Source organism: Novipirellula herctigrandis (assembly GCA_007859835.1).
GTDB lineage: Bacteria > Planctomycetota > Planctomycetia > Pirellulales > Pirellulaceae > Novipirellula_A > Novipirellula_A herctigrandis.
Genome location: SJPJ01000001.1, coordinates 6,723,032 through 6,742,477, shown reverse-complemented (window position 1 = coordinate 6,742,477; position 19,446 = coordinate 6,723,032). Strand labels below are relative to the sequence as shown.

The 19,446-nt window shown below is 53.2% G+C and carries 14 protein-coding genes, 1 tRNA gene and 1 rRNA gene; 9 read left to right on the top strand and 7 right to left on the bottom strand.

The genetic code is table 11. From position 1 onward, the window contains the following. Positions 1–3: 3 nt before the first annotated feature. The gene (locus tag CA13_RS24760; protein ID WP_146401255.1) at positions 4–702 is read right to left on the bottom strand and encodes a CerR family C-terminal domain-containing protein; all 699 of its coding nucleotides are present in this window, start codon (positions 700–702) and stop codon (positions 4–6) included. Between the two features lie 327 nt (positions 703–1,029). Then, complete coding sequence (locus CA13_RS24755; protein WP_146401253.1) at positions 1,030–2,409, bottom strand: DUF1598 domain-containing protein; 1,380 nt, start codon at positions 2,407–2,409, stop codon at positions 1,030–1,032. A 219-nt stretch (positions 2,410–2,628) separates the two neighbouring features. On the opposite strand from CA13_RS24755, the gene CA13_RS24750 reads away from it, so the two are divergent. Continuing rightward, positions 2,629–4,848: a sigma 54-interacting transcriptional regulator gene (locus tag CA13_RS24750; protein ID WP_419194772.1), complete on the top strand. Its 2,220-nt coding sequence runs from the start codon at positions 2,629–2,631 to the stop codon at positions 4,846–4,848. Between the two features lie 15 nt (positions 4,849–4,863). Then, entirely contained in the window at positions 4,864–5,835 is a 972-nt protein-coding gene (locus CA13_RS24745; protein WP_146401251.1) for a UDP-glucuronic acid decarboxylase family protein, read from the top strand. A 55-nt stretch (positions 5,836–5,890) separates the two neighbouring features. Here CA13_RS24745 and aspS read toward each other — a convergent pair whose 3' ends face one another. Both aspS and CA13_RS24735 read right to left on the bottom strand, forming a co-directional pair. Continuing rightward, positions 5,891–7,669, bottom strand: a complete 1,779-nt coding sequence (aspS, locus tag CA13_RS24740) for an aspartate--tRNA ligase (protein ID WP_146401249.1) — start codon at positions 7,667–7,669, stop codon at positions 5,891–5,893. Between the two features lie 181 nt (positions 7,670–7,850). Beyond that, positions 7,851–9,245, bottom strand: a complete 1,395-nt coding sequence (locus CA13_RS24735) for an SLC5/6 family protein (protein ID WP_146401246.1) — start codon at positions 9,243–9,245, stop codon at positions 7,851–7,853. Between the two features lie 422 nt (positions 9,246–9,667). On the opposite strand from CA13_RS24735, the gene CA13_RS24730 reads away from it, so the two are divergent. After that, on the top strand, positions 9,668–10,198 hold the full coding sequence (locus CA13_RS24730) for a glutathione peroxidase (protein WP_419194771.1): 531 nt from the start codon (positions 9,668–9,670) through the stop codon (positions 10,196–10,198). A 28-nt stretch (positions 10,199–10,226) separates the two neighbouring features. Here the strand turns inward: CA13_RS24730 and CA13_RS24725 are convergent, their stop codons facing one another. Continuing rightward, on the bottom strand, positions 10,227–11,513 hold the full coding sequence (locus tag CA13_RS24725) for a glycosyltransferase family 4 protein (RefSeq protein WP_146401242.1): 1,287 nt from the start codon (positions 11,511–11,513) through the stop codon (positions 10,227–10,229). A gap of 2 nt (positions 11,514–11,515) precedes the next feature. Beyond that, positions 11,516–12,658 (bottom strand): dTDP-4-amino-4,6-dideoxygalactose transaminase, encoded by a 1,143-nt coding sequence (gene rffA, locus CA13_RS24720; RefSeq protein WP_146401241.1) that lies wholly within the window; start codon positions 12,656–12,658, stop codon positions 11,516–11,518. Between the two features lie 217 nt (positions 12,659–12,875). Here rffA and CA13_RS24715 point away from each other — a divergent pair. The 5 genes from CA13_RS24715 to CA13_RS24695 all read left to right on the top strand — a co-directional run bounded on the left by CA13_RS24715 (position 12,876) and on the right by CA13_RS24695 (position 17,453). Next, positions 12,876–12,962 (top strand) — tRNA-Ser (locus CA13_RS24715). A gap of 152 nt (positions 12,963–13,114) precedes the next feature. Beyond that, positions 13,115–13,321, top strand: a complete 207-nt coding sequence (locus CA13_RS24710) for a hypothetical protein (RefSeq protein ID WP_146401239.1) — start codon at positions 13,115–13,117, stop codon at positions 13,319–13,321. Next, entirely contained in the window at positions 13,318–13,953 is a 636-nt protein-coding gene (upp, locus tag CA13_RS24705) for a uracil phosphoribosyltransferase (RefSeq protein WP_146401237.1), read from the top strand. The genes CA13_RS24710 and upp overlap by 4 nt, the downstream gene beginning before the upstream one ends. A gap of 36 nt (positions 13,954–13,989) precedes the next feature. Next, positions 13,990–15,237, top strand: a complete 1,248-nt coding sequence (locus tag CA13_RS24700) for a NupC/NupG family nucleoside CNT transporter (protein WP_146401235.1) — start codon at positions 13,990–13,992, stop codon at positions 15,235–15,237. A 680-nt stretch (positions 15,238–15,917) separates the two neighbouring features. Then, a 16S ribosomal RNA gene (locus CA13_RS24695) occupies positions 15,918–17,453 on the top strand. Between the two features lie 222 nt (positions 17,454–17,675). Here CA13_RS24695 and CA13_RS24690 read toward each other — a convergent pair. Then, complete coding sequence (locus tag CA13_RS24690; protein ID WP_146401234.1) at positions 17,676–18,479, bottom strand: hypothetical protein; 804 nt, start codon at positions 18,477–18,479, stop codon at positions 17,676–17,678. 173 nt (positions 18,480–18,652) lie between these two features. Here CA13_RS24690 and CA13_RS24685 point away from each other — a divergent pair, with 173 nt between their 5' ends. Next, a complete protein-coding gene (locus CA13_RS24685) occupies positions 18,653–19,354 on the top strand; it encodes an RsmE family RNA methyltransferase (protein WP_146401232.1) in 702 nt (233 codons plus the stop codon). Positions 19,355–19,446: the final 92 nt, after the last annotated feature.

Below are 19,446 nucleotides of genomic sequence, written 5' to 3'. Positions count from 1 at the left end.
TTTTCAGTTTTCGTTGATTGACGGTTTGGCGTTTGAACCGAGAACAGTCAAATTCATATCGACCAATTCTGATTTATATTTGCGAAGCCCCGTTTGATCGGTTGTCGCCAACATCACGGCTGTCACATGTTGGCTGAGCGACTCAATATCGTAGTGCTCCTGACGTCGCTGCGCCGGGATCAGAATGCCAAGGACACTGCCGCTAACACGGTAGTACAAACATTGACCGACGGTGCTGAGGGCCAATTGTTCGACCTCGATCGTTGACGCATCCTGGTCCAATAAAGCGCCGATCACGGACTTCAAACGATCGAGCATTGGTTCGAAGTAATCACGAACCAATTCCGCCAAAACGGGCGTTGGGCTTTGCATCTCCCGCAACAGAAGATCCATTTCCCATCTATCGTTTCCAGTTTTAACGTCCGAAGAAAGCATGCGAGACAATAGCGTGCGAACGAGCCTGTACAATTCACGCCGAGGATCCGATTCGACTTGCTCGGGAACAGGAAACGCTGCCTCACGCTCCATGCGGATTTGGGCAATCACACCGCGATAGAGCCCCAGCTTGTCCCCAAAGTAATATCCCACCGAGGCAATATTGACGTCGGCCGCCGCGCATATCTCACGAACTGTCGCCCGAGTGAACCCATGGAGCGCGAAAATGGGCCCCGCTGCGTTCAGCAAGCGTGTTCGCGCGTCCATGTCTTTAGCAGTTGCCGAAGTTGGCAAATCTGAAGCAACCAAAAGTGACCTTTGACGAGAAGAGACAAGAACCAAACAGCTGTTTAAAACATTTGTTTAATCCCCAATAAAAGTCAAGGGTCCCTGACAAAACTTTTTTGTTAAGAAGAGCATTTGCCCTGAGATTTCAGAGCTTTTTATGCGTAGCAGAACTTTCACACCAAAGGCAGCAGTCTGCACCGAATCGGTGCAGGCAGGTGAAAATTCTTGGCTAACAACTTTGGCAACGTCCATACCAGCCGCTTCCGCCGCGTACGACATTCGCGGTAGACGAAATGGGACGATTGCCTACTTATTCCACCACCAACGTTCGCCTGCGGATGCGAGGGCGGTTTGCCGGGTATCGGCAACTTTGGCATCCACCGTCTGGTTTCTGACCACATCAAACGCATTCACGTCGACGCCGCCCGAAGCAGTAACCACCCAGCCGCTACGACCGCGAATGAAGCTGCACTGAGGATCAACCGATTGAGGAACCGCGTAGCTAGTTAGATTGACCACATCGGTTTGTTGCTGCAGGGTCGACATGTCGATCCCAGCCTTCACATCAAGTTGCTCTTGCGAGATCAACGTCGCGACCACGGTCATGTCCATGATGCTCTGCAGATCGCCGAAGACGGGCATTTGCTTCGCCAATTCGGTGTACTTATCGGTCATCGTTTCGGCCCATTTCGTTGCGATCTTGTCGCTACGTCCTGCGCCTTCAACGGTTCCGTCCGCAGCGATGACATCTTGCTCGGTAAGCGTTTTGACGCCTTGTCCGGTCAGTTTCCAAGCCAATGCGTCTTCGCTTTTGACCATGGCTTCGTAATTGCACGCCATCCACCAGCGTGGATTTTGGGTCGCCGAATGACGGCTGTTTTGAGACATTTCGAGGTAGCTTGGCAGTCCTCTGACGTTCGATGGGGTCAACGCCAAGGCAACACGTTTCATGTCATAGTCGGCTGCGACCAAGATACGAGCGTAGCGACAATCCTTGGGCACACCACTGAGCAAAATCATTTGCGGCCCAAACGCTTCTTTGAGCTGAGCTTCAAAGATCGCAGGGTTTTGGCCAGGACGAAGTTTGACGCGGCGAAGCATTTGTCGCAAATTCAGGCGACCTTCGGCGGTTGGCTCGATCGAGCAACTGATCCCTTCTCGGCGAGCATCTTCAACCGTTCGCAGGGCGACAATCAAGTCGGCCAATCGCATCGTCGATTTTCCGCTAACGGTACCAACGACGCTGCCATCTTGTTGCATTTCCCACGGTTCGGCAGGTCCGGCCAAAATGATGTCGTTGCGATCGGTATCGACAAAGACGTACTGAATGCGAGTCATGCCAGCCATGTAAACCAAATCGCTCGGGATGGGAGTTCCCGCATCGTGGCACTCTTGAAGTGCTTTCTGAATACCGACCAACGAGATCATTCGCATGTCCGTTGCTTCGGTCAGAGCACCGATCGGGTCCTGGTGAGCCGCTCGGGCTACATTGGCGAGTTCCCGTTGCTCGTCGATCGTGGCATTGCGAACGACCCCTTCCGGGTTGATCAAAACGCCACCGACCGCTTGGCCTCCGTTATTATTGAGTCCCGCGTGCAGAGACGTGCTCACACAGACAACTGCCAGCAGTGAAGTCAAGAACCGAAGAGTATGCGGCCGAGAGTTGTGAAGTTTGCCCGATTCCATCAAGAGGATCTCCGAGGTAACTCGCCAATTCCATCGTGGGATTGGTCGAGAGGGGGGAAGGTTTTCGCGTTTGTGTTTCGATACACTCAGTAAGTAGAATAACTACGGAAAAAACTTATCGCAACAGAAGCCTTGCCGGATCGTCGTGCTTAGGCCAAAACTGCGGTAAAGTTGTCCCTTTCAAACCCATCCGGTCCTTCTTTTCGGCTTATTCACCCGTTGGATACCCAAAAACCTACCGCTAACCACGATTCCGCAGCAAACCAAATTGACGGCGATGTGAGTGAGGCTGGTGAGCAATTGGGCAGCGGCGGGGCCTACCTCGTCTTACAGGCGGCGGGTCGTTGGAGCGACGTTTTTCGGCTTTCCCCCCCCTCGGAAGCCTTTATTGGCCGCGCCTCGTCGAATCAAATCGTCATCCGCAGTGACCAAGCCAGCCGCCAGCACGCCCGAATTCATTGGTCCCCGTCAGGTTGGATGATCGAAGATTTGGCCAGCCGAAACGGCACCTATGTCAACGGCTCGGCGATCAAACACCCCCGCTCGCTCGGCAATGGAGACAAGATCGAAGTCGCCGGCTTCGCGATCCATTTCACCCATAAAATTCAAAGCCGGCCTCTGGCGAGCCCAGCGACCGCTGGCCGCGACGCTGCTCAGGCGACTGAGGATCAAATCACTCTCGACCCCCTGACCACGGGGCAGGCAACGGGTGAACTCGACGCCGACGCCATCACCGATCGCCGCCGACACAGCGACTTGTTACACAGCGACTTGTTACACAGCGACTTGTTACACAGCGATGACGGGAAAGGGCGTCCCATTGAACAGCCAACGGGTACCCCACCAAGAACGGGTCCCCCACCAAGAACGGGTAGCCCACCTAGGCAGATAAACCATCGAGGTACGGGGCAGAGTGATTTGCGCACTGCGGATCTGCTTAAGGGTGACCTCTTAAACCTCGCCTTCACGTTAGCCCGGCTCGACGACCTCGACTCAGCCATTTCCGCCGTTTTTGACATCTTGGTCTCACACGTGAGTTTCGATACCGCGGGAATCTATGTTGGTGACAACCATGATCGCCAAACCGCAATGACTGAAATTCCGCTTGTGGCGACTCGGCAAAGTGGCGACCGAAGCTACCGTCGCCCCCCCGAAACGCTACTCGAACATTTGGCCCAAGACGGTGGGAACGCTCTTTTGGCACGGAACGTCCTCGGGGACAATCAACTAGCAACCGAGAACAGCCGCGGCCAAATCGATGTCGAGAGCATTATATTGGCGCCGATTCGCGATCACCGCGATCGAATCCTTGGGACAATCCATTTGACCACCGCTGGCGATATTCCTGCGTTTTGTGCGGATGATTTGCAAATCGTTGTTGCCGTGGCCGAAATCTTAGCAGAATCCGTCTCACGATTGGCCGACCACGACCGCCTCGCTCGTTCGCTAAGCAAAATCCGTCGCCGCGCCGAAGTGCTCCAACAACAACTCAGCGACAAAGTTCGCATCGTTGGGAAAAGCGAAGCGATCCATGACGTGATCGAAAAAATTTCTTTGGCCGCCCCTACCCACGCGACCGTATTGGTTCGCGGGGAATCAGGCGTCGGAAAAGAACTGGTCGCCGCAGCGATCCATCACACCAGTGGTCGAAAAGAGGGCCCCTTGGTTTGTTTGAATTGTGCTGCGCTGAGTGCGTCGCTTTTGGAAAGTGAACTGTTCGGTCACGAAAAGGGAGCGTTCACCGGTGCAACGGAGCGGAAACGCGGCAAATTCGAAATGGCGGACGGCGGCACATTGATGCTCGACGAAATCGGCGAAATGGATGCCGACCTTCAAGCGAAATTGCTTCGTGTCCTGGAAGGCCATCCGTTTGAACGAGTCGGCGGGCATGAGCCGATTCGTGTCGACGTGCGAGTGGTTGCCGCTACCAACCGTGACTTGCAGGCAATGGTCAGCGAAGGGAAATTCCGCCAAGATCTGTACTATCGATTGCATGTGGTCGAAATCCACGTCCCTCCGCTTCGAAAACGCCAACAAGATTGTCTGCTACTAGCCGATTTCTTTTTGAAGCGTTTCAACCTCGAAATGGGCCGGCGGATCGAGGGATTCACGACGGCGGCACAAAAACGGATGCTGGCATACCATTGGCCAGGAAACATACGTGAATTGAGAAACGTCGTGGAGCGGGCGGTAGTACTGAACCAGAAAAACACCATCGACGAAAACGACTTGGCACTCTCACCAGCCGAATCAGCCGAAGCGGCGCGCATGCGAACCAAGGACATTCCGGTCGAAATTTCACTCGCCGAATTAGAGCAACAACATATTGAACGTGTCCTACGACATACGAACGGAAACAAGAGTCGAGCGGCGTCCATTCTTGGGATTGAACGCAGCACTCTCGACCGAAAACTCAAAAAATTTGCAGCGGAAGCATAACTTTTAAGGATAAACATGATTCAACGAATACTTGTCACGGGCGGCGCGGGCTTTCTCGGGTCGCATCTGTGCGAACGGCTAGTCGAGCAAGGGCACGATGTAATTTGCCTCGACAACTTTTTCACCAGCCAGAAATCGAATGTCGTCCACCTGCTCTCGAAACCCAATTTTGAATTGATTCGCCACGATGTCACATTGCCGATCCATTTGGAGGTGGACCAGATCTACAACCTGGCTTGCCCCGCCGCTCCGGGCCACTACCAATACAACCCGATCAAGACGATCAAAACCAGTGTGATGGGATCAATTAACCTGCTCGGCATGGCCAAGCGATGCGGCGCAAAGGTCTTGCAGGCCAGTACAAGCGAAGTTTACGGCGACCCCGAAGTCCATCCTCAAACCGAGGATTATCGCGGCAGCGTGAATCCCATTGGCATTCGAGCATGCTACGACGAAGGCAAACGCGTCGCCGAAACGATCTTTATGGATTACCACCGAGCGAACAAAGTCGACATTCGGATTGTGCGAATTTTCAACACGTACGGCCCTCGGATGCATCCGTACGACGGCCGCGTCGTATCGAACTTTATCCGCCAAACGCTGGCGGGCGAGGACCTCACGATTTTCGGCGACGGCTCGCAAACCCGTTCGTTTTGCTACCGCGACGATTTAGTCAACGCGATCATCGCCATGATGAATAACGAAGATGGCTTCATTGGACCGGTAAACATTGGCAATCCCGATGAGTTCACCATCCGCCAACTTGCCGAAAAGGTGATCGAGTTGTGTGGCAAAAACAATAAACTCGTCACTCGGCCTCTGCCATCGGACGACCCAACACGGCGCAGGCCCGACATTACGCTCGCCAAAGAAAAACTTGGCTGGCAGCCGAAGGTTAAATTGGACGAAGGACTCCAGCACACGATCGATTGGTTCAAATCAATCGACCTGACCGACTATCGCCCGCCAACGCCGAACTACTTGTAGACGGCGCTAATCCAAAGTGCAGCCAAACAGGCGAAGTGACTTTTCTACCGCTACACTAGTCTTTCTTGATGCCGACCGTGCGTAGGTGCAACTCCGTAAGTTGGTCGGTGTCGACATCGCCCGGGGCTTCGGTCATCAGGTCGGCTGCTTTTTGCGTCTTGGGGAACGCGATCACTTCGCGAATGTTATCCAATCCCGCCAACAGCATGACCCAGCGGTCGACGCCAAGCGCGATTCCGCCGTGAGGTGGCGCACCGTAGCGAAGTGCGTTGAGCAAGAAACCAAAGCGGTCTTCGGCGGTCGCTTCGTCGATCCCCAATAACTCAAACACTTTCGATTGCGTGGTCGAATCGTGAATTCGGATAGTACCGCCCCCCGCTTCGCTGCCGTTGATGACAAGGTCATACGCCTGAGCACGACACGCTGCGGGGTCCTCGTCAAGCTTATTCAAATCACGAGCCAGCGGTGCGGTAAAAGGATGGTGCATTGCTGACCAATTGCCGGTTTCCTCGTCTTTTTCGAACATCGGGAATTCGGTGATCCAACTGCAATCGAGTTGATCGGGGCTGTAAAGTTTAAGCTCGGCCCCGAGACGTTTGCGAAGTGCGTAGAGTCCCTTGCAGGTGACTTCCCAGGTATCGGCCAAGAACATCAACAAGTCGCCTGGTTCACCCTTCATCAATTCCTTGATCTCGGCGAGGTGAGCTTCATCAAGGTTTTTGCTGATCGGACTCCAAAGCGTCCCATCCTCTTCGACGCGGAACCACGCTAGCCCCTTCGCCCCGAATTCTTTGACATAGTTGGTCAAGTCGTCGATTTGCCGTCGCGAGTATTTCGTCGCGGCATCTTTCACGTTTAATCCACGAACAAAGTTGCCTGCATCCGCTGTCCCACGGAAAACACGAAATTCGGTCTTTGCGGCGACCGACGTCACATTGACAATTTCCATATCAAAACGCAAATCGGGGGCGTCGTGCCCATAGCGGCACATCGCTTCGTCGTACGTCATTCGCGGCAACGGTGTCTTGACTTCTTTGCCGAGCACTTCTTTTGCCGTTCGTGCGACCAGCCCGTCAATCAAACCCATCACGTCGTCGGCATCGACAAACGACATTTCGAGGTCCAATTGAGTGAACTCCGGTTGGCGGTCGGCTCGCAAATCTTCGTCGCGGAAGCACTTGGCGAGCTGAACGTAGCGGTCAAAACCGGCGACCATCAAAATTTGTTTGTAAAGCTGTGGCGATTGCGGCAACGCATAGAACTTGCCCGCATGCACACGGCTAGGAACCAGGTAGTCGCGAGCTCCTTCGGGAGTGCTGCGGCCGAGGATCGGTGTTTCCACGTCGATAAAATCGTGCTCTGCGAAAAAATCTCGCATCGTCTTGATAATCTTGCTACGCATCATCAAACCTTGCTGCATCTCTTTGCGGCGCAGGTCCAAGAATCGATACTTCAACCGCAAATCTTCCCCGGGAAGGTCACTTTGGCTTGGCGTGAACGGCGGAGTGGCACAGGTATTGAGAATTTCGAGGTGCTCGGTACGCACTTCGATATCGCCGGTGTCCAATTTATCGTTCGTTTTGCCTTCGAGCCGATCGGCGACCTTGCCTTTGATCAGGATCACGCTTTCGGTCGGGATTCGCCCCGCTTCATCGATCAAGCTTGCTTCCGCTTCGGGGGGCCCGACGACGACTTGCGTCAAACCGTAACGGTCGCGAAGGTCGATAAAGACCGCTCCACCATGGTCCCGTTTGCTTTCGACCCATCCGCATAGGGTCACTTCATGTCCGACATCTGATTTACGGAGTTGGCCGCAGGTATGGGTGCGTAACAAAATTCGATCGTGGGTTGGAGGGCTAGAGTTTCTGCAATTGACTCAGATTCTAGCCACAAATCGATCGGTTGCTCAGAGGGGTGGGAAACTGAAAAAAAGCCGCCTCACGATAGCGAGGCGGCTAATCAATTTTCATCGAATGACACAGTCGACTTCACCGCGACCGTTGGACGACACTCCTTTATGCAGCGGCTTCTGCCTCCGCTTCAGGCATCGACAAGACGCGGCTGGTCAAACCGGCCTTGGCCAAAATCATGTAAAGCACAAAGCCGACGATGATCGCGGCAACCGGCGGACAAGGGATTGTGAAATCGACTCCCAACATTGGCCCGAGGGTACCCCAAGCACCGACGACGAAACCAACCGCCCAAGAAATCCAACCCGCTGGGTTAAAGCCCGATCGTGGTCCAGGCCATTGCTTACCTGAGAGCAAGTAATCCGCTGTCATCGCACCACAAATCGGGCCAAACGATGCACCGATGAACACGAACACGCCGACTGCGTCGCCTGCTTTGCCAGACAAAACCAAGCCAATCGCACAAACCGCACCAATGCCGCATGAGACGAATGGATTGACTTTTGGAAGAGTGTTTTTGAAGCTTTCCGCTGCAATAAACGAACTGAAGCAGGCGGGTGGGAACGCCGCGACGGCGAGCAGGAGCATAAAGACTTTGCCCGTTCCTGTGCCCATGATCGTTTCCATCAATTGTGTTGGGTTCAAGATCGACTGGCCGCCTTCAACAAGCCCTGATCCATAGGTTCCTGCGACGATCAATAGCGAAAGAGCGCCTGTGAAAATGGTCACGCCAGCAACGCCAACCAAACCGCCCATATGCACGTCTTTACAAGTTCCGTTGCTCGATGCGATATCGACACCTGCCGCACCGGCTGTGGCAAAGAAGCCAACCGTGTAGGCGATGATCAACAAAATCAAACTCAATGACGAGGCAGGTGCTTCCGGAACTGCACCCATTTGGCTTGGTTCAAAACTACCAACCCCACCGATCGTTTTAGCGATCAAAACAAGCAAAATCACTAGTGGAATCAAAGGCAAATAGGTCGCGACCTTGGCGACGTAAGCGATCCCCTTCAAGCCGACCACGACGGCTAAGATCGCCCAAATGATTGCAATCACCATATGGATGGTGGATCCTTGGTCCGAACCGAGGAACTGAGCAACCAGCAGAGCGGAGAAGTAGGAGTTGACTGCCAACCAACCAAATTGCAACACCCCCATAAAGAAACCAGGCATCAAAAAGCCACCCTTTACCCCGTAGGTGCTCGTTCCGACCACTGCCAAAGAACGCCCCGTTTTCATTCCCATCAAACCGGGTGCCAAGTAGCAGGCAAAGTGGCAAATGAATGCAGCAATGATGACGCCCAAGATGGCGACACCTAAACCATTCGCCAACACACCCGCTGCACTCGACGCACCACTCGACGGTATGTCTTGCCAAAATACAAACCACAACATGATGCCTGCGTACGTTTGTGCCGTACTCTTAAACCAAGGCATTCGGGCGTCTTTGGGCACCGGTTTGGATGACGCGACATAATCAGGGAGGTTGGTTTCCATGGGGGTCTCTGAGGTAGGTAGGTGAATGTTGGTGCATTTGCCCCGTCGATGCTTCTTGCATCCGATTTCGCAACGCAAAATGCGACAGTGCTAGCATGTCAAGCTCGAAGTATAGCCGCTGCAAAACGCCAGTAAACTAGCCCAACGGCGACTTTCCATGCCCGAAACACCTCTTTCGGTCGGCAAAGTCCACCTAGTCCATAAAGGCTAGCAGCCGACAACCCGCTAATCCTAGCTACGGTCGGCAAACGGCCATTGCCTTGCTCGGTATAATCTTCGCGAGTTGGGCTTTGCGTCCAACGACCATCCAGCAAGCTGCCTAACCGGGCGGCATGGTGCAACCTTTCCTTACCCCCCGGAGCCAATCACTCGCGATGCGTTACCTACTCTCCCTCACTCTTGCTTTTGGATTCTTGACCACGATGAGCACCGCTGACGAAGGTCATGACCATGACCATGAATGCGCCTTGGACTACAGAGTCAAAAATATCGACGGAGAAACCGTTGACCTCGAAGACCACGAAGGGAACGTCGTTCTGATTGTCAATGTGGCCAGCAAGTGCGGCTACACCAAACAGTACGCCGGTCTTGAAGAGATATACAAGAAGTACGCTGACAAGGGCTTCGTTGTGCTTGGATTTCCCTGCAACCAATTTGGTGGACAAGAACCAGGTACCGAAGCGGATATCAAACAATTCTGTTCGACCAAGTTCAACGTCACCTTCCCCATGCTTAGCAAAGTGGAAGTCAACGGGGACGGCGCGACGGACATCTATAAATACCTAACTTCGAAAGACGTCAAACCAGCCGGCACTGGAAAAGTAAAATGGAACTTTGAAAAGTTCCTCATTGACCGCGAAGGCCAACTCGTGAACCGCTTCCGATCAAGCACCGCTCCTGGCGATGACGAATTGGTCCAAGCGATCGAGAGCGAGTTGGCTAAGAAGGAATAGCCCCCTCATTCCGCTGGTCGCTTGCGGCCTACTTTTCGACCACTTCGGTGAGGATCCCCAAGACTCGACGAGCTTTGGCTTCCCAACCGAAGTAGTTCGATTGCACCCGCTGGGCAGCTCCTTCACCGAGCCGGTGCCTTAACTCATCGTCATTTGCAATCCGCACCATTGCTTCCGAGAGCCCATCAACAAACGCTTGCTCGGAGGAAACGTCGACGCGAATGCCACACGTATCGTCGACGTATTCTCCTGGTGCCATCCAATTGCATGCGATCACGGGCGTCCCGGTCCCCATCGCTTCCAAAAGTGCCAACCCACCACATTCGCGTAGCCCCGTCGCCATATAGGCATCGGACTTTTTGACGATGTCGATTCCCTCTTCCAATGGCAAACGCCCATAGAACTTCACGTGGCCGCTGATGCCAAGTCTTTTGACTTGTTCCTTGGTCGCGTCGAATAAGTCGCCGTCACCAATCAAATCGAGCACCGCGTTGGTCTGGTCGAGGACCTTTGGAAAGGCGTCAACCAGGAACTTAACGCCCTTCCAATCGACAAACCGAGCAAAGTAAACGAAGCGTGCGGGCTCCGATGGATCACGCCGTGGAAAGGGAGCGGGACGGACCGTCGTTAGATCGACACCGCTTTCGACGACGGTGTACCGTTTGCCATTCACTCCTTTTGGCAATGCTGCGGCAGTTCGGTCGTTTCCCACGATCAACGCTTTGGCCTGCAATTTTCCTGGAAAAAACCGGTTCACCCACTGCGAGAAGAAACGTCCGACGGTCACACTGATCTTCGACCAACGCGAATCCATAAACTGAAACGCAAGCGGAAACGTCAAACCGCCACACATCGGGCCGACGACGTTTGGCACGCCGGTTGAATAAAGACAACTGACCGCTTTGGGCGAAATCGGCGTTGGCTCAAATGTAACGTCGATCAAGTTGTTTTGGGCCATCTTCTTGACCACACGGCGAGCTTGTAGTCCCGTAAGCCAATGGATCAATTGGGCACCAATCAGGCTTCGGATCCGATCGGGCGTGAGGCGAAAGATACCGTGAACGAGTTTCATCATTCGCGTGTCTTTTAGAAACGTGAATGTCGCTAGTTCCTCGGTGGATAGCGTCTCTCGTAGCTCTTGCTCGCACCGACTATGGACGACCATGCGCGTTTCAACACCCCACTTCATGAAGAATCGCATATAGTAGAGCGGCAATGCCGTCTCGCCACTCATTCGCATCGACGCATTGTCGGCAACGATCGCGACGCGAGGTTTATTGGCCGCATCCACTTCCATGCCTTGTTCGGATGCCATATCTATTCCCAATCGTCAAAAGCTTTGACGGCATCAACGATCCGTGACGCTTGCTCCATCGACAATCCCGTGTAGAACGGCAAACGAACCATTCGCGAAGCGACCGATTCGGTCACCGGCAAATCTCCCTTTTTGTATCCCCAGCGGTGCCCCATCGTCGAATCATGAAGTGGCTGATAATGGAATGTCGCTTCGATTTGTTGACCACGAAGCCAAGCGAGCATCCGGCGTTGAAGATCAACCGTGGGAGCCAGCATCCAGAACAAATGATAGGCCGACTCACAATCATCGGGGATCGCCGGCATTTGAAAGTCGTGCTGCTCGGCCCAGAGCGACAATTCGGCAACGTAGAAATCGTACAACTCACGTCGACGGCTCTGGATGAACTCAAAGTTTTCGAGCTGGATGATCAAATTCGCCACCAAAATTTCCGAAGGAAGGTAGCTCGATCCTTTGTCACACCAAGTGTAGCGATCGACTTGGCCGCGAATGAATTGAGACCGATTGGTCCCTTTTTCGCGAATGATCTCGGCACGCTCTTCGTAAGCGGGATCGTTGATCAGTAGCGCGCCGCCTTCGCCACTAGTGAAATTTTTGGTGTGATGAAAGCTGGCAGTTCCGAGTTGACTGATCGCTCCAAGCGGTCTGCCTTTGTATTTGCCGAAGATCGCATGAGCGGTATCTTCGATGACGGGCAAGTTGTGCTTCTTGCCAATTGCCATGATTTTATCCATCTCACAACCCACCCCTGCGTAGTGGACCACGGCGATCGCCCGCGTTTTCGACGTGACCGCCTGCTCGATCGCCGATTCGTCGATGTTCAGCGTATCGGGACGAATGTCGACAAATACCGGATTCGCTCCGAGATTCGTATAAGCGTTTGCGGTCGAGACAAACGTGAAGGAAGGCAAAATCACTTCATCTCCTGGCTGCAAATCCAGCAGCATCGCCGTCATTTCGAGGGCGTGAGTGCAAGAGGTCGTCAGTAGCGCCTTACCACATTGGAGCCGATCCTTGATCATTTCATGGCACTTTTTTGTGAACGGCCCATCACCGCACAAGTAGCCTGATTGCAGTACCTCGCCGATCAAATCCAACTCATTGCCGAATAAATAAGGTTCGCAAAGGGGGATCCGGTCAGCCATGGAGGTGCGAGTCCAACACATTGAAATGAGAGGGGATAATTTTGGATTGCATACACTACTCGATCTTGCACAAATGTCCATAAACCTCGGTGGAAAGGAAAAATCAGCCGAAAACAAAAAATCCCTGGCCGAACCCCGTTGGCTCGGTTTCGTCCTTCAAGAAGCTTTGCTAAATTTTTGCAACGCTCGATTTTGCAATCTCTGCATTGATGCGTCCGGATGGGTGACCGAGTGGACGAAGGTACCAGTCTTGAAAACTGGCGTAGGGGTGACTCTACCGTGGGTTCGAATCCCACCCCATCCGCTCACGAAGGCACTTTGGTTTTCCAGGTGCCTTTTTTCGTAGAGCTTGGGCCCCGTTTTCGTAAAGCTTGGGCCCAGACAGCTCGTTTGATCTGGTAACATAGCGGCGAAAAAGACCTCTTCTACTTTGCCCAAACAGCTCGCAGGTCGACCATGTCCACGGCAGATCACTACGACTGGAAGCGAACGTATGCCCAATACGTGAACTTCCCCGATAGCGAAAACCTTCCCGGCGTCGATTCCGTAGATCCTTCTCTATCCCCGGCTCCACGCACCTTTCCGCATTTTGGGGCCGAGCACTTCCAACACCCGATTCACTCAGAAACCGAGTCCGCAGGACTTGGCGAGGATGGCACATGAGCGAGCTTCACGAGATTGAACATCCACTGATTGAGCATCATTTATGCACGGTTCGCGACAAGTCGACTCGGCCGAGCGAGTTTCGAGCTGCGATTGGCCGCCTGTCGGTTTTGGTTGGCGTCTATGCGACCGAAGACTTGGCAACACGAACCTGCAAAATTCAAACGCCAATCACCGACGCCGACTGCGAAACGCTAGCCGTTCGCGTTGGACTAGTGCCAATTCTGCGTGCGGGCTTGGGGATGGTCGAACCGTTGCAACAACTCTTGCCCGACTCCGCAGTTTGGCATTTGGGGCTCTATCGAAACGAAGAAACCGCCGAACCCGTCGGCTATTACGACAAATTGCCTCATTCGGGTGCGCCGAATGTCGCCTTGGTGCTGGATCCAATGCTGGCGACTGGCGGAAGTGTCGATCTGGTCATTCGCAGGCTGTTAAGCTGGGGCGTCGACGAGATCCGCATTCTCAGCATCATCGCAGCTCGGCCCGGCATCGAACGAGTGCTCCGGGATTTTCCGCAAGTGAAACTGTATGTAGCGGTGGTCGACCCCGAATTGAACGAGCAAGCATTTATCGTCCCTGGTCTGGGTGACGCCGGAGACCGAATTTTCGACACTCCTCAGAACGAATAACTCTCTCTTTCTCGTCCCACAAAGGCCAAATTCGCCATGCAGGCTCGACTCACTTGTGTTTTCGGACTTGCGGTCTTCGTGGGGATCGCCTGGGCAGTCAGCTCCAACCGCAAAGCGTTTCCCGTACGCGTTGTCTTAGGCGGCCTGTTTCTGCAGATCACGCTCGGTTTTCTGGTACTGCGAACGCCTTGGGGACAGCTACTTTTTGAGCAAATCGGGGCCGGCGTCACCACCTTGCTTAGCTTTGTTGATGAAGGCTCGTCGTTCGTATTCGACGTCCATCCACGACAAACCGATCCAGCCGATGACGTCATTCCGGCCCAATACACACTGCTGCGAACCTTTGCATTTGGCGTATTGCCGACGGTGATCTTTTTTTCATCGCTGATGTCGGTGCTCTATCACATCGGCGTGATGCAGTGGGTCGTCTACGCGATGGCGTGGGTAATGCAGCGAACACTTGGAACCAGCGGTCCCGAAACGCTATCGGCCGCAGCAAACGTTTTTGTTGGTCATACGGAAGCGCCATTAGTGGTCAAACCGTATTTGGCGACGATGACCCGCAGCGAACTCAACGCGCTGATGACCGGCGGCTTTGCCACGGTGACCGGGGGACTGCTAGGGGCCTACGTTGACATGGGCATCAATGCAACCCACTTGATCACAGCATCCGTCATCAGTGCGCCGGCTGCGTTACTGATTGCCAAAGTCATGCTTCCAGAAACAGCACGCCCAAAATCCGCAGACGAATTGCGGCTACCGACCGATAAAGCAAGCGTCAATGTGATCGGGGCTGCGGTGCAAGGAGCTTCGGATGGATTGAAATTGGCATTAAATGTCGGTGCCATGCTGATTGCCTTCTTAGCGTTGATTGCGCTCTGCAACGCCGTTTTGATAGGGCTGACCGGAATCTCGCTCGAAACCGTACTTGGCTACGCCTTTTCACCCTTAGCGTGGTGTATGGGAATCCCAGCAGAGGAGTCCGTCGCGGCGGGGCGGTTTATTGGTATCAAAACGGTCGCGAACGAATTTATCGCTTACCTTCAACTGGGTGAAATGCCGATCGGAGAAGCAGGGTGTCCAATCAGTGAGCGGACAAAGACGATTTTGACGTACGCATTGGCTGGTTTTTCCAACTTCGGTGCAATCGGCATTCAAGTTGGCGGCATTGGTGGCCTAGAGCCAAGTCGTAAAGACGACCTGGCGAAATTGGGTCTGAAAGCAATGTTCGGCGGACTGCTGGCATGCTGTATGACCGGAGCGATCGCAGGAATGATGCTTTAGTTCGATTTGAACGGCAAAAACCTAGCGAGCTTCCAGCCACAAAAGGCCGTGTCCAAGTCACCATATGTCCGTTTTATGGAGCCATTGAAAAGAATTTTTGAGAAAACGCCAAAAGGCTATTGCCAACCTCGGCAATCGCCCGTATCTTTCCGCCTCACTTGATGAGTGACACGCAGCAACGCGAGTCGCGAAGCCTGTTAGCTTACTAAGCAACAGCTTCAATTAAGTGAACCGCGAACAAAGCTTTCAAAAACTTTTTTCGCAACAGCGGTTGACTGACAGCCGCGAGACTCTAAGATTACGAGCCTCAAACGAAAGCAACAAACGCTTCGGCCTTCAAACGTTGAAGGCATACAAGTGAGTTGCTTTCTCTCAGAGTTTTGTTCAAACAAAACAAAACTGCCCCTGGCGAACGAGACACAACTGTGTTAACTTCCCGGGACGCAAGGCCTGCAAGTCAGGCACATAGATCTTTGACAATTTGGTGATGAATCTTCTGTTGAGTTCAGCAGTGCGAGGTTGCTATTTGGCTGTATGATTGAGAGCTTTCGAGCTTTCGCATGCAGCACAAAACTAAATGGCGAATCGCTGGGGTCTTTTACCGAGGACCCCCGCTAGTATCAACTTTCGGTTTAAATTTGCTTTCTCCCGGTTAGCTTGCTAACTGGTGAATCAATACAAAATTGAAGGGTTTGATCCTGGCTCAGAATGAACGTTGGCGGCGTGGATTAGGCATGCAAGTCGCACGAGAACCTCAATTAGCTTGCTATGAGAGGGGACAGTGGCGAAAGGGAGAGTAACGCGTGGTTACGTGCCCTCGAGTTCGGGATAGTAACGGGAAACTGTTAGTAATACCGAATAATATCTTTGGATCAAAGGTGTGATTCCGCTCGAGGATCGGACCGCGTACTATTAGCTTGTTGGCGGGGTAATGGCCCACCAAGGCATTGATGGTTACCGGGTGTGAGAGCATGGCCCGGCTCACTGGGACTGAGACACTGCCCAGACATCTACGGATGGCTGCAGTCGAGAATCTTTGGCAATGGACGAAAGTCTGACCAAGCGACGCCGCGTGCGGGATGAAGGCCCTCGGGTTGTAAACCGCTGTCATAAGGGAGGAAATGTTAGAGGGTACTCTCTCTAATTTGACCGATCTTAAGAGGAAGGACGGGCTAAGTTCGTGCCAGCAGCCGCGGTAAGACGAACCGTCCAAACGTTATTCGGTATCACTGGGCTTAAAGCGTTCGTAGGCGGCCTAGAAGGTGAGATGTGAAAGCCCACGGCCCAACCGTGGAACTGCGTTTCAAACCACTAGGCTCGAGGAAGACAGGGGTGATGGGAACTTATGGTGGAGCGGTGAAATGCGTTGATATCATAGGGAACACCGGTGGCGAAGGCGCATCACTGGGTCTTTTCTGACGCTGAGGAACGAAAGCTAGGGTAGCGAACGGGATTAGATACCCCGGTAGTCCTAGCCGTAAACGATGAACACTGGGTTGAGGGAACTTCCACATTCTCTCGGCCGTAGCGAAAGCGTTAAGTGTTCCGCCTGGGGAGTATGGTCGCAAGGCTGAAACTCAAAGGAATTGACGGGGGCTCACACAAGCGGTGGAGGATGTGGCTTAATTCGAGGCTACGCGAAGAACCTTATCCTGGTCTTGACATGCTTGAGAATCCCTATGAAAGTAGAGAGTGCCCTTCGGGGAGCTCTTGCACAGGTGCTGCATGGCTGTCGTCAGCTCGTGTCGTGAGATGTCGGGTTAAGTCCCTTAACGAGCGAAACCCTTGTCTCTAGTTGCCAGCGGGTAATGCCGGGGACTCTAGAGAGACTGCCGGTGTCAAACCGGAGGAAGGTGGGGATGACGTCAAGTCCTCATGGCCTTTATGACCAGGGCTGCACACGTCCTACAATGGTACGGACAAATGGATGCAATACCGCGAGGTGGAGCAAATCCCAAAAACCGTGCCCTAGTTCGGATTGCAGGCTGCAACTCGCCTGCATGAAGCCGGAATCGCTAGTAATCGTAGGTCAGCATACTACGGTGAATGTGTTCCTGAGCCTTGTACACACCGCCCGTCAAGCCACGAAAGTTGGGAGGGCCCGAAGCCGCTAAGCTAACTCGCAAGAGAGGCAGGCGTCTAAGGTCAGCTCGACAATTGGGACTAAGTCGTAACAAGGTAGCCGTAGGGGAACCTGCGGCTGGATCACCTCCTTTCTAAGGATTCTTAGAATAGGGTATAGTTTGGTGACAAACTTACCGGATCCGTGGAAGCGACTCTCGCACAGCACTCAACAGATTTTCAGTCTTCGGACTGTTGTTCATCACCATACATCAACGAAAAGCCCGCTTCGGACTGTCGCCAGCCGAAGCGGGTTTTTTCGTGCGCGCACCCAAACACGCGCGGCAAAACAAGGCTTCTACCATTGCTTCACTCGGTCACGCTGATCGATCATAGAACTCCGCCGGTTTCTTCTCGGACGACTCGTTGCGACACATTCTCTCGATGGTCGCTCCTGTTACTCGGCGTAATTTCTGTTTATAGCCAACAACCAAGGCATTCATCGCTAGTTCGGCGATCGTTCCAATTCGCCCAGAACTTGCGTCATGGATAGCAACATAGGCTGACTCATCAAATGACTCGCCCTTGGCTCCGGCTCTCATCATCGATTGCTGAATAAATTGACGCGTGTCCTCGAGTGCAAAACGTTGCAATGTCAAAAGCGAAGTGGCCTGGCCGAGAAGCTCGCATGAACGCTCGGCATATTGGTCGATAGTTGAAATCACCGCGGTGAATTTGCAATTTCGGCGCAGACGTTTCAAAAGACGCGTAACGCCTGCGCTATATCCATCGGACAACCAAACCGGATGAATCCCCGCTTCGTGAATTTGATTCATCGCCGATTCAATCTGCTCAAAGGTCGCATGGTTGCTGCAAGGAAGCTGCAAACCATTAGCCAGTTGGTTTTGAATTGGCTGTGGATCAATCCGACCACGCGATTTGGTGAACAGGAACTGTGTCGCCATGTCTCCGATACCATGGTAAGTCGATAGGTGACGGAGCAATGTTGTCATGCCACCATAGCGTGCAGCGGTGATCGCCACACCCTGCGGTTGGGTTGGCAAAACTGCGGACAATTCTGCTAATGCCGTTTTCTGTGGTGTGCCTGCAAAAAACCATGTTGCCGTGCGGTTGGAAAACGGGTCCTCTGAGAGCCGCCAATACCGATTTGACTGGGTCAAGGTGGTTCGCCCAAATAAGTGAATAGAAAAATCGTTCCCATTGAACCCGTTTCTTGGGCTGCCCTTCATTTATGGGGGAGCCCGCAGCGGGTATCATCGGCATTGTTTTGTAGAAAGCTATAGCCGCCAGCCTCCCTCAAAGCCCTCATTCACTCCAAAGCAATCTTATCCAAATGACTCGTCGGTATTATTGTCCTAGATTACCACCCAGTGGCGGTGAAACCTCACTTGCCGACGCCGAAGCCCAACATGCCATCCGGGTAATGCGAGTCCAAATCGGTGATAGCGTGACGCTGTTTGATGGACAAGGAAACGAATCCGAAGCAAAAATTGTCGACATTAACCGTCGCACATGTTTTTGCATGGCTGAAAAAACTCAATCCATTTCACGTGAATCAAGTGTTTCGATGCACTTGGCCATTGCATTGCCTAAACCTGACCGCTGTCGAGAGTTAATCGAGCGTTTAACGGAAATTGGGGTTCAATCAATCACACCAATCGTAGCGGCGCGGACTCAACGAGGACCGTCTGCTTCGTTGATCGAAAAACTCTATCGCTTCGTGATTGAATCCTGTAAACAATGTGGCCGCAATCAACTAATGTCGATTGAGCCAGTAACCGAATCACGCGACTACTTTGGGACCCCCGCCCCTGCTATCACTCGGCGGCTGATCGCGCATCCAATCGACGCAATGCCCTTAGATTCGCAAATACCCGCCAACCCGATTCTTGCAGCGATCGGTCCCGAAGGCGGATGGACGAATGAGGAAGTGGAATTGGCGGTTGCAAACGGCTTTTCTCCAATTTCTCTCGGTAAACGAATTTATCGGATCGAAACCGCAGCAGTTGTCGTCGCCGCTCGTTTGTTAGACTAATCTACATCAACGAGCAGGCGAATTCTTATTCTTCTGCGACTATTTAGAGTCCGATTGGAAGCTCTTGAATCTCAGCTAGGCCGCGATACCAC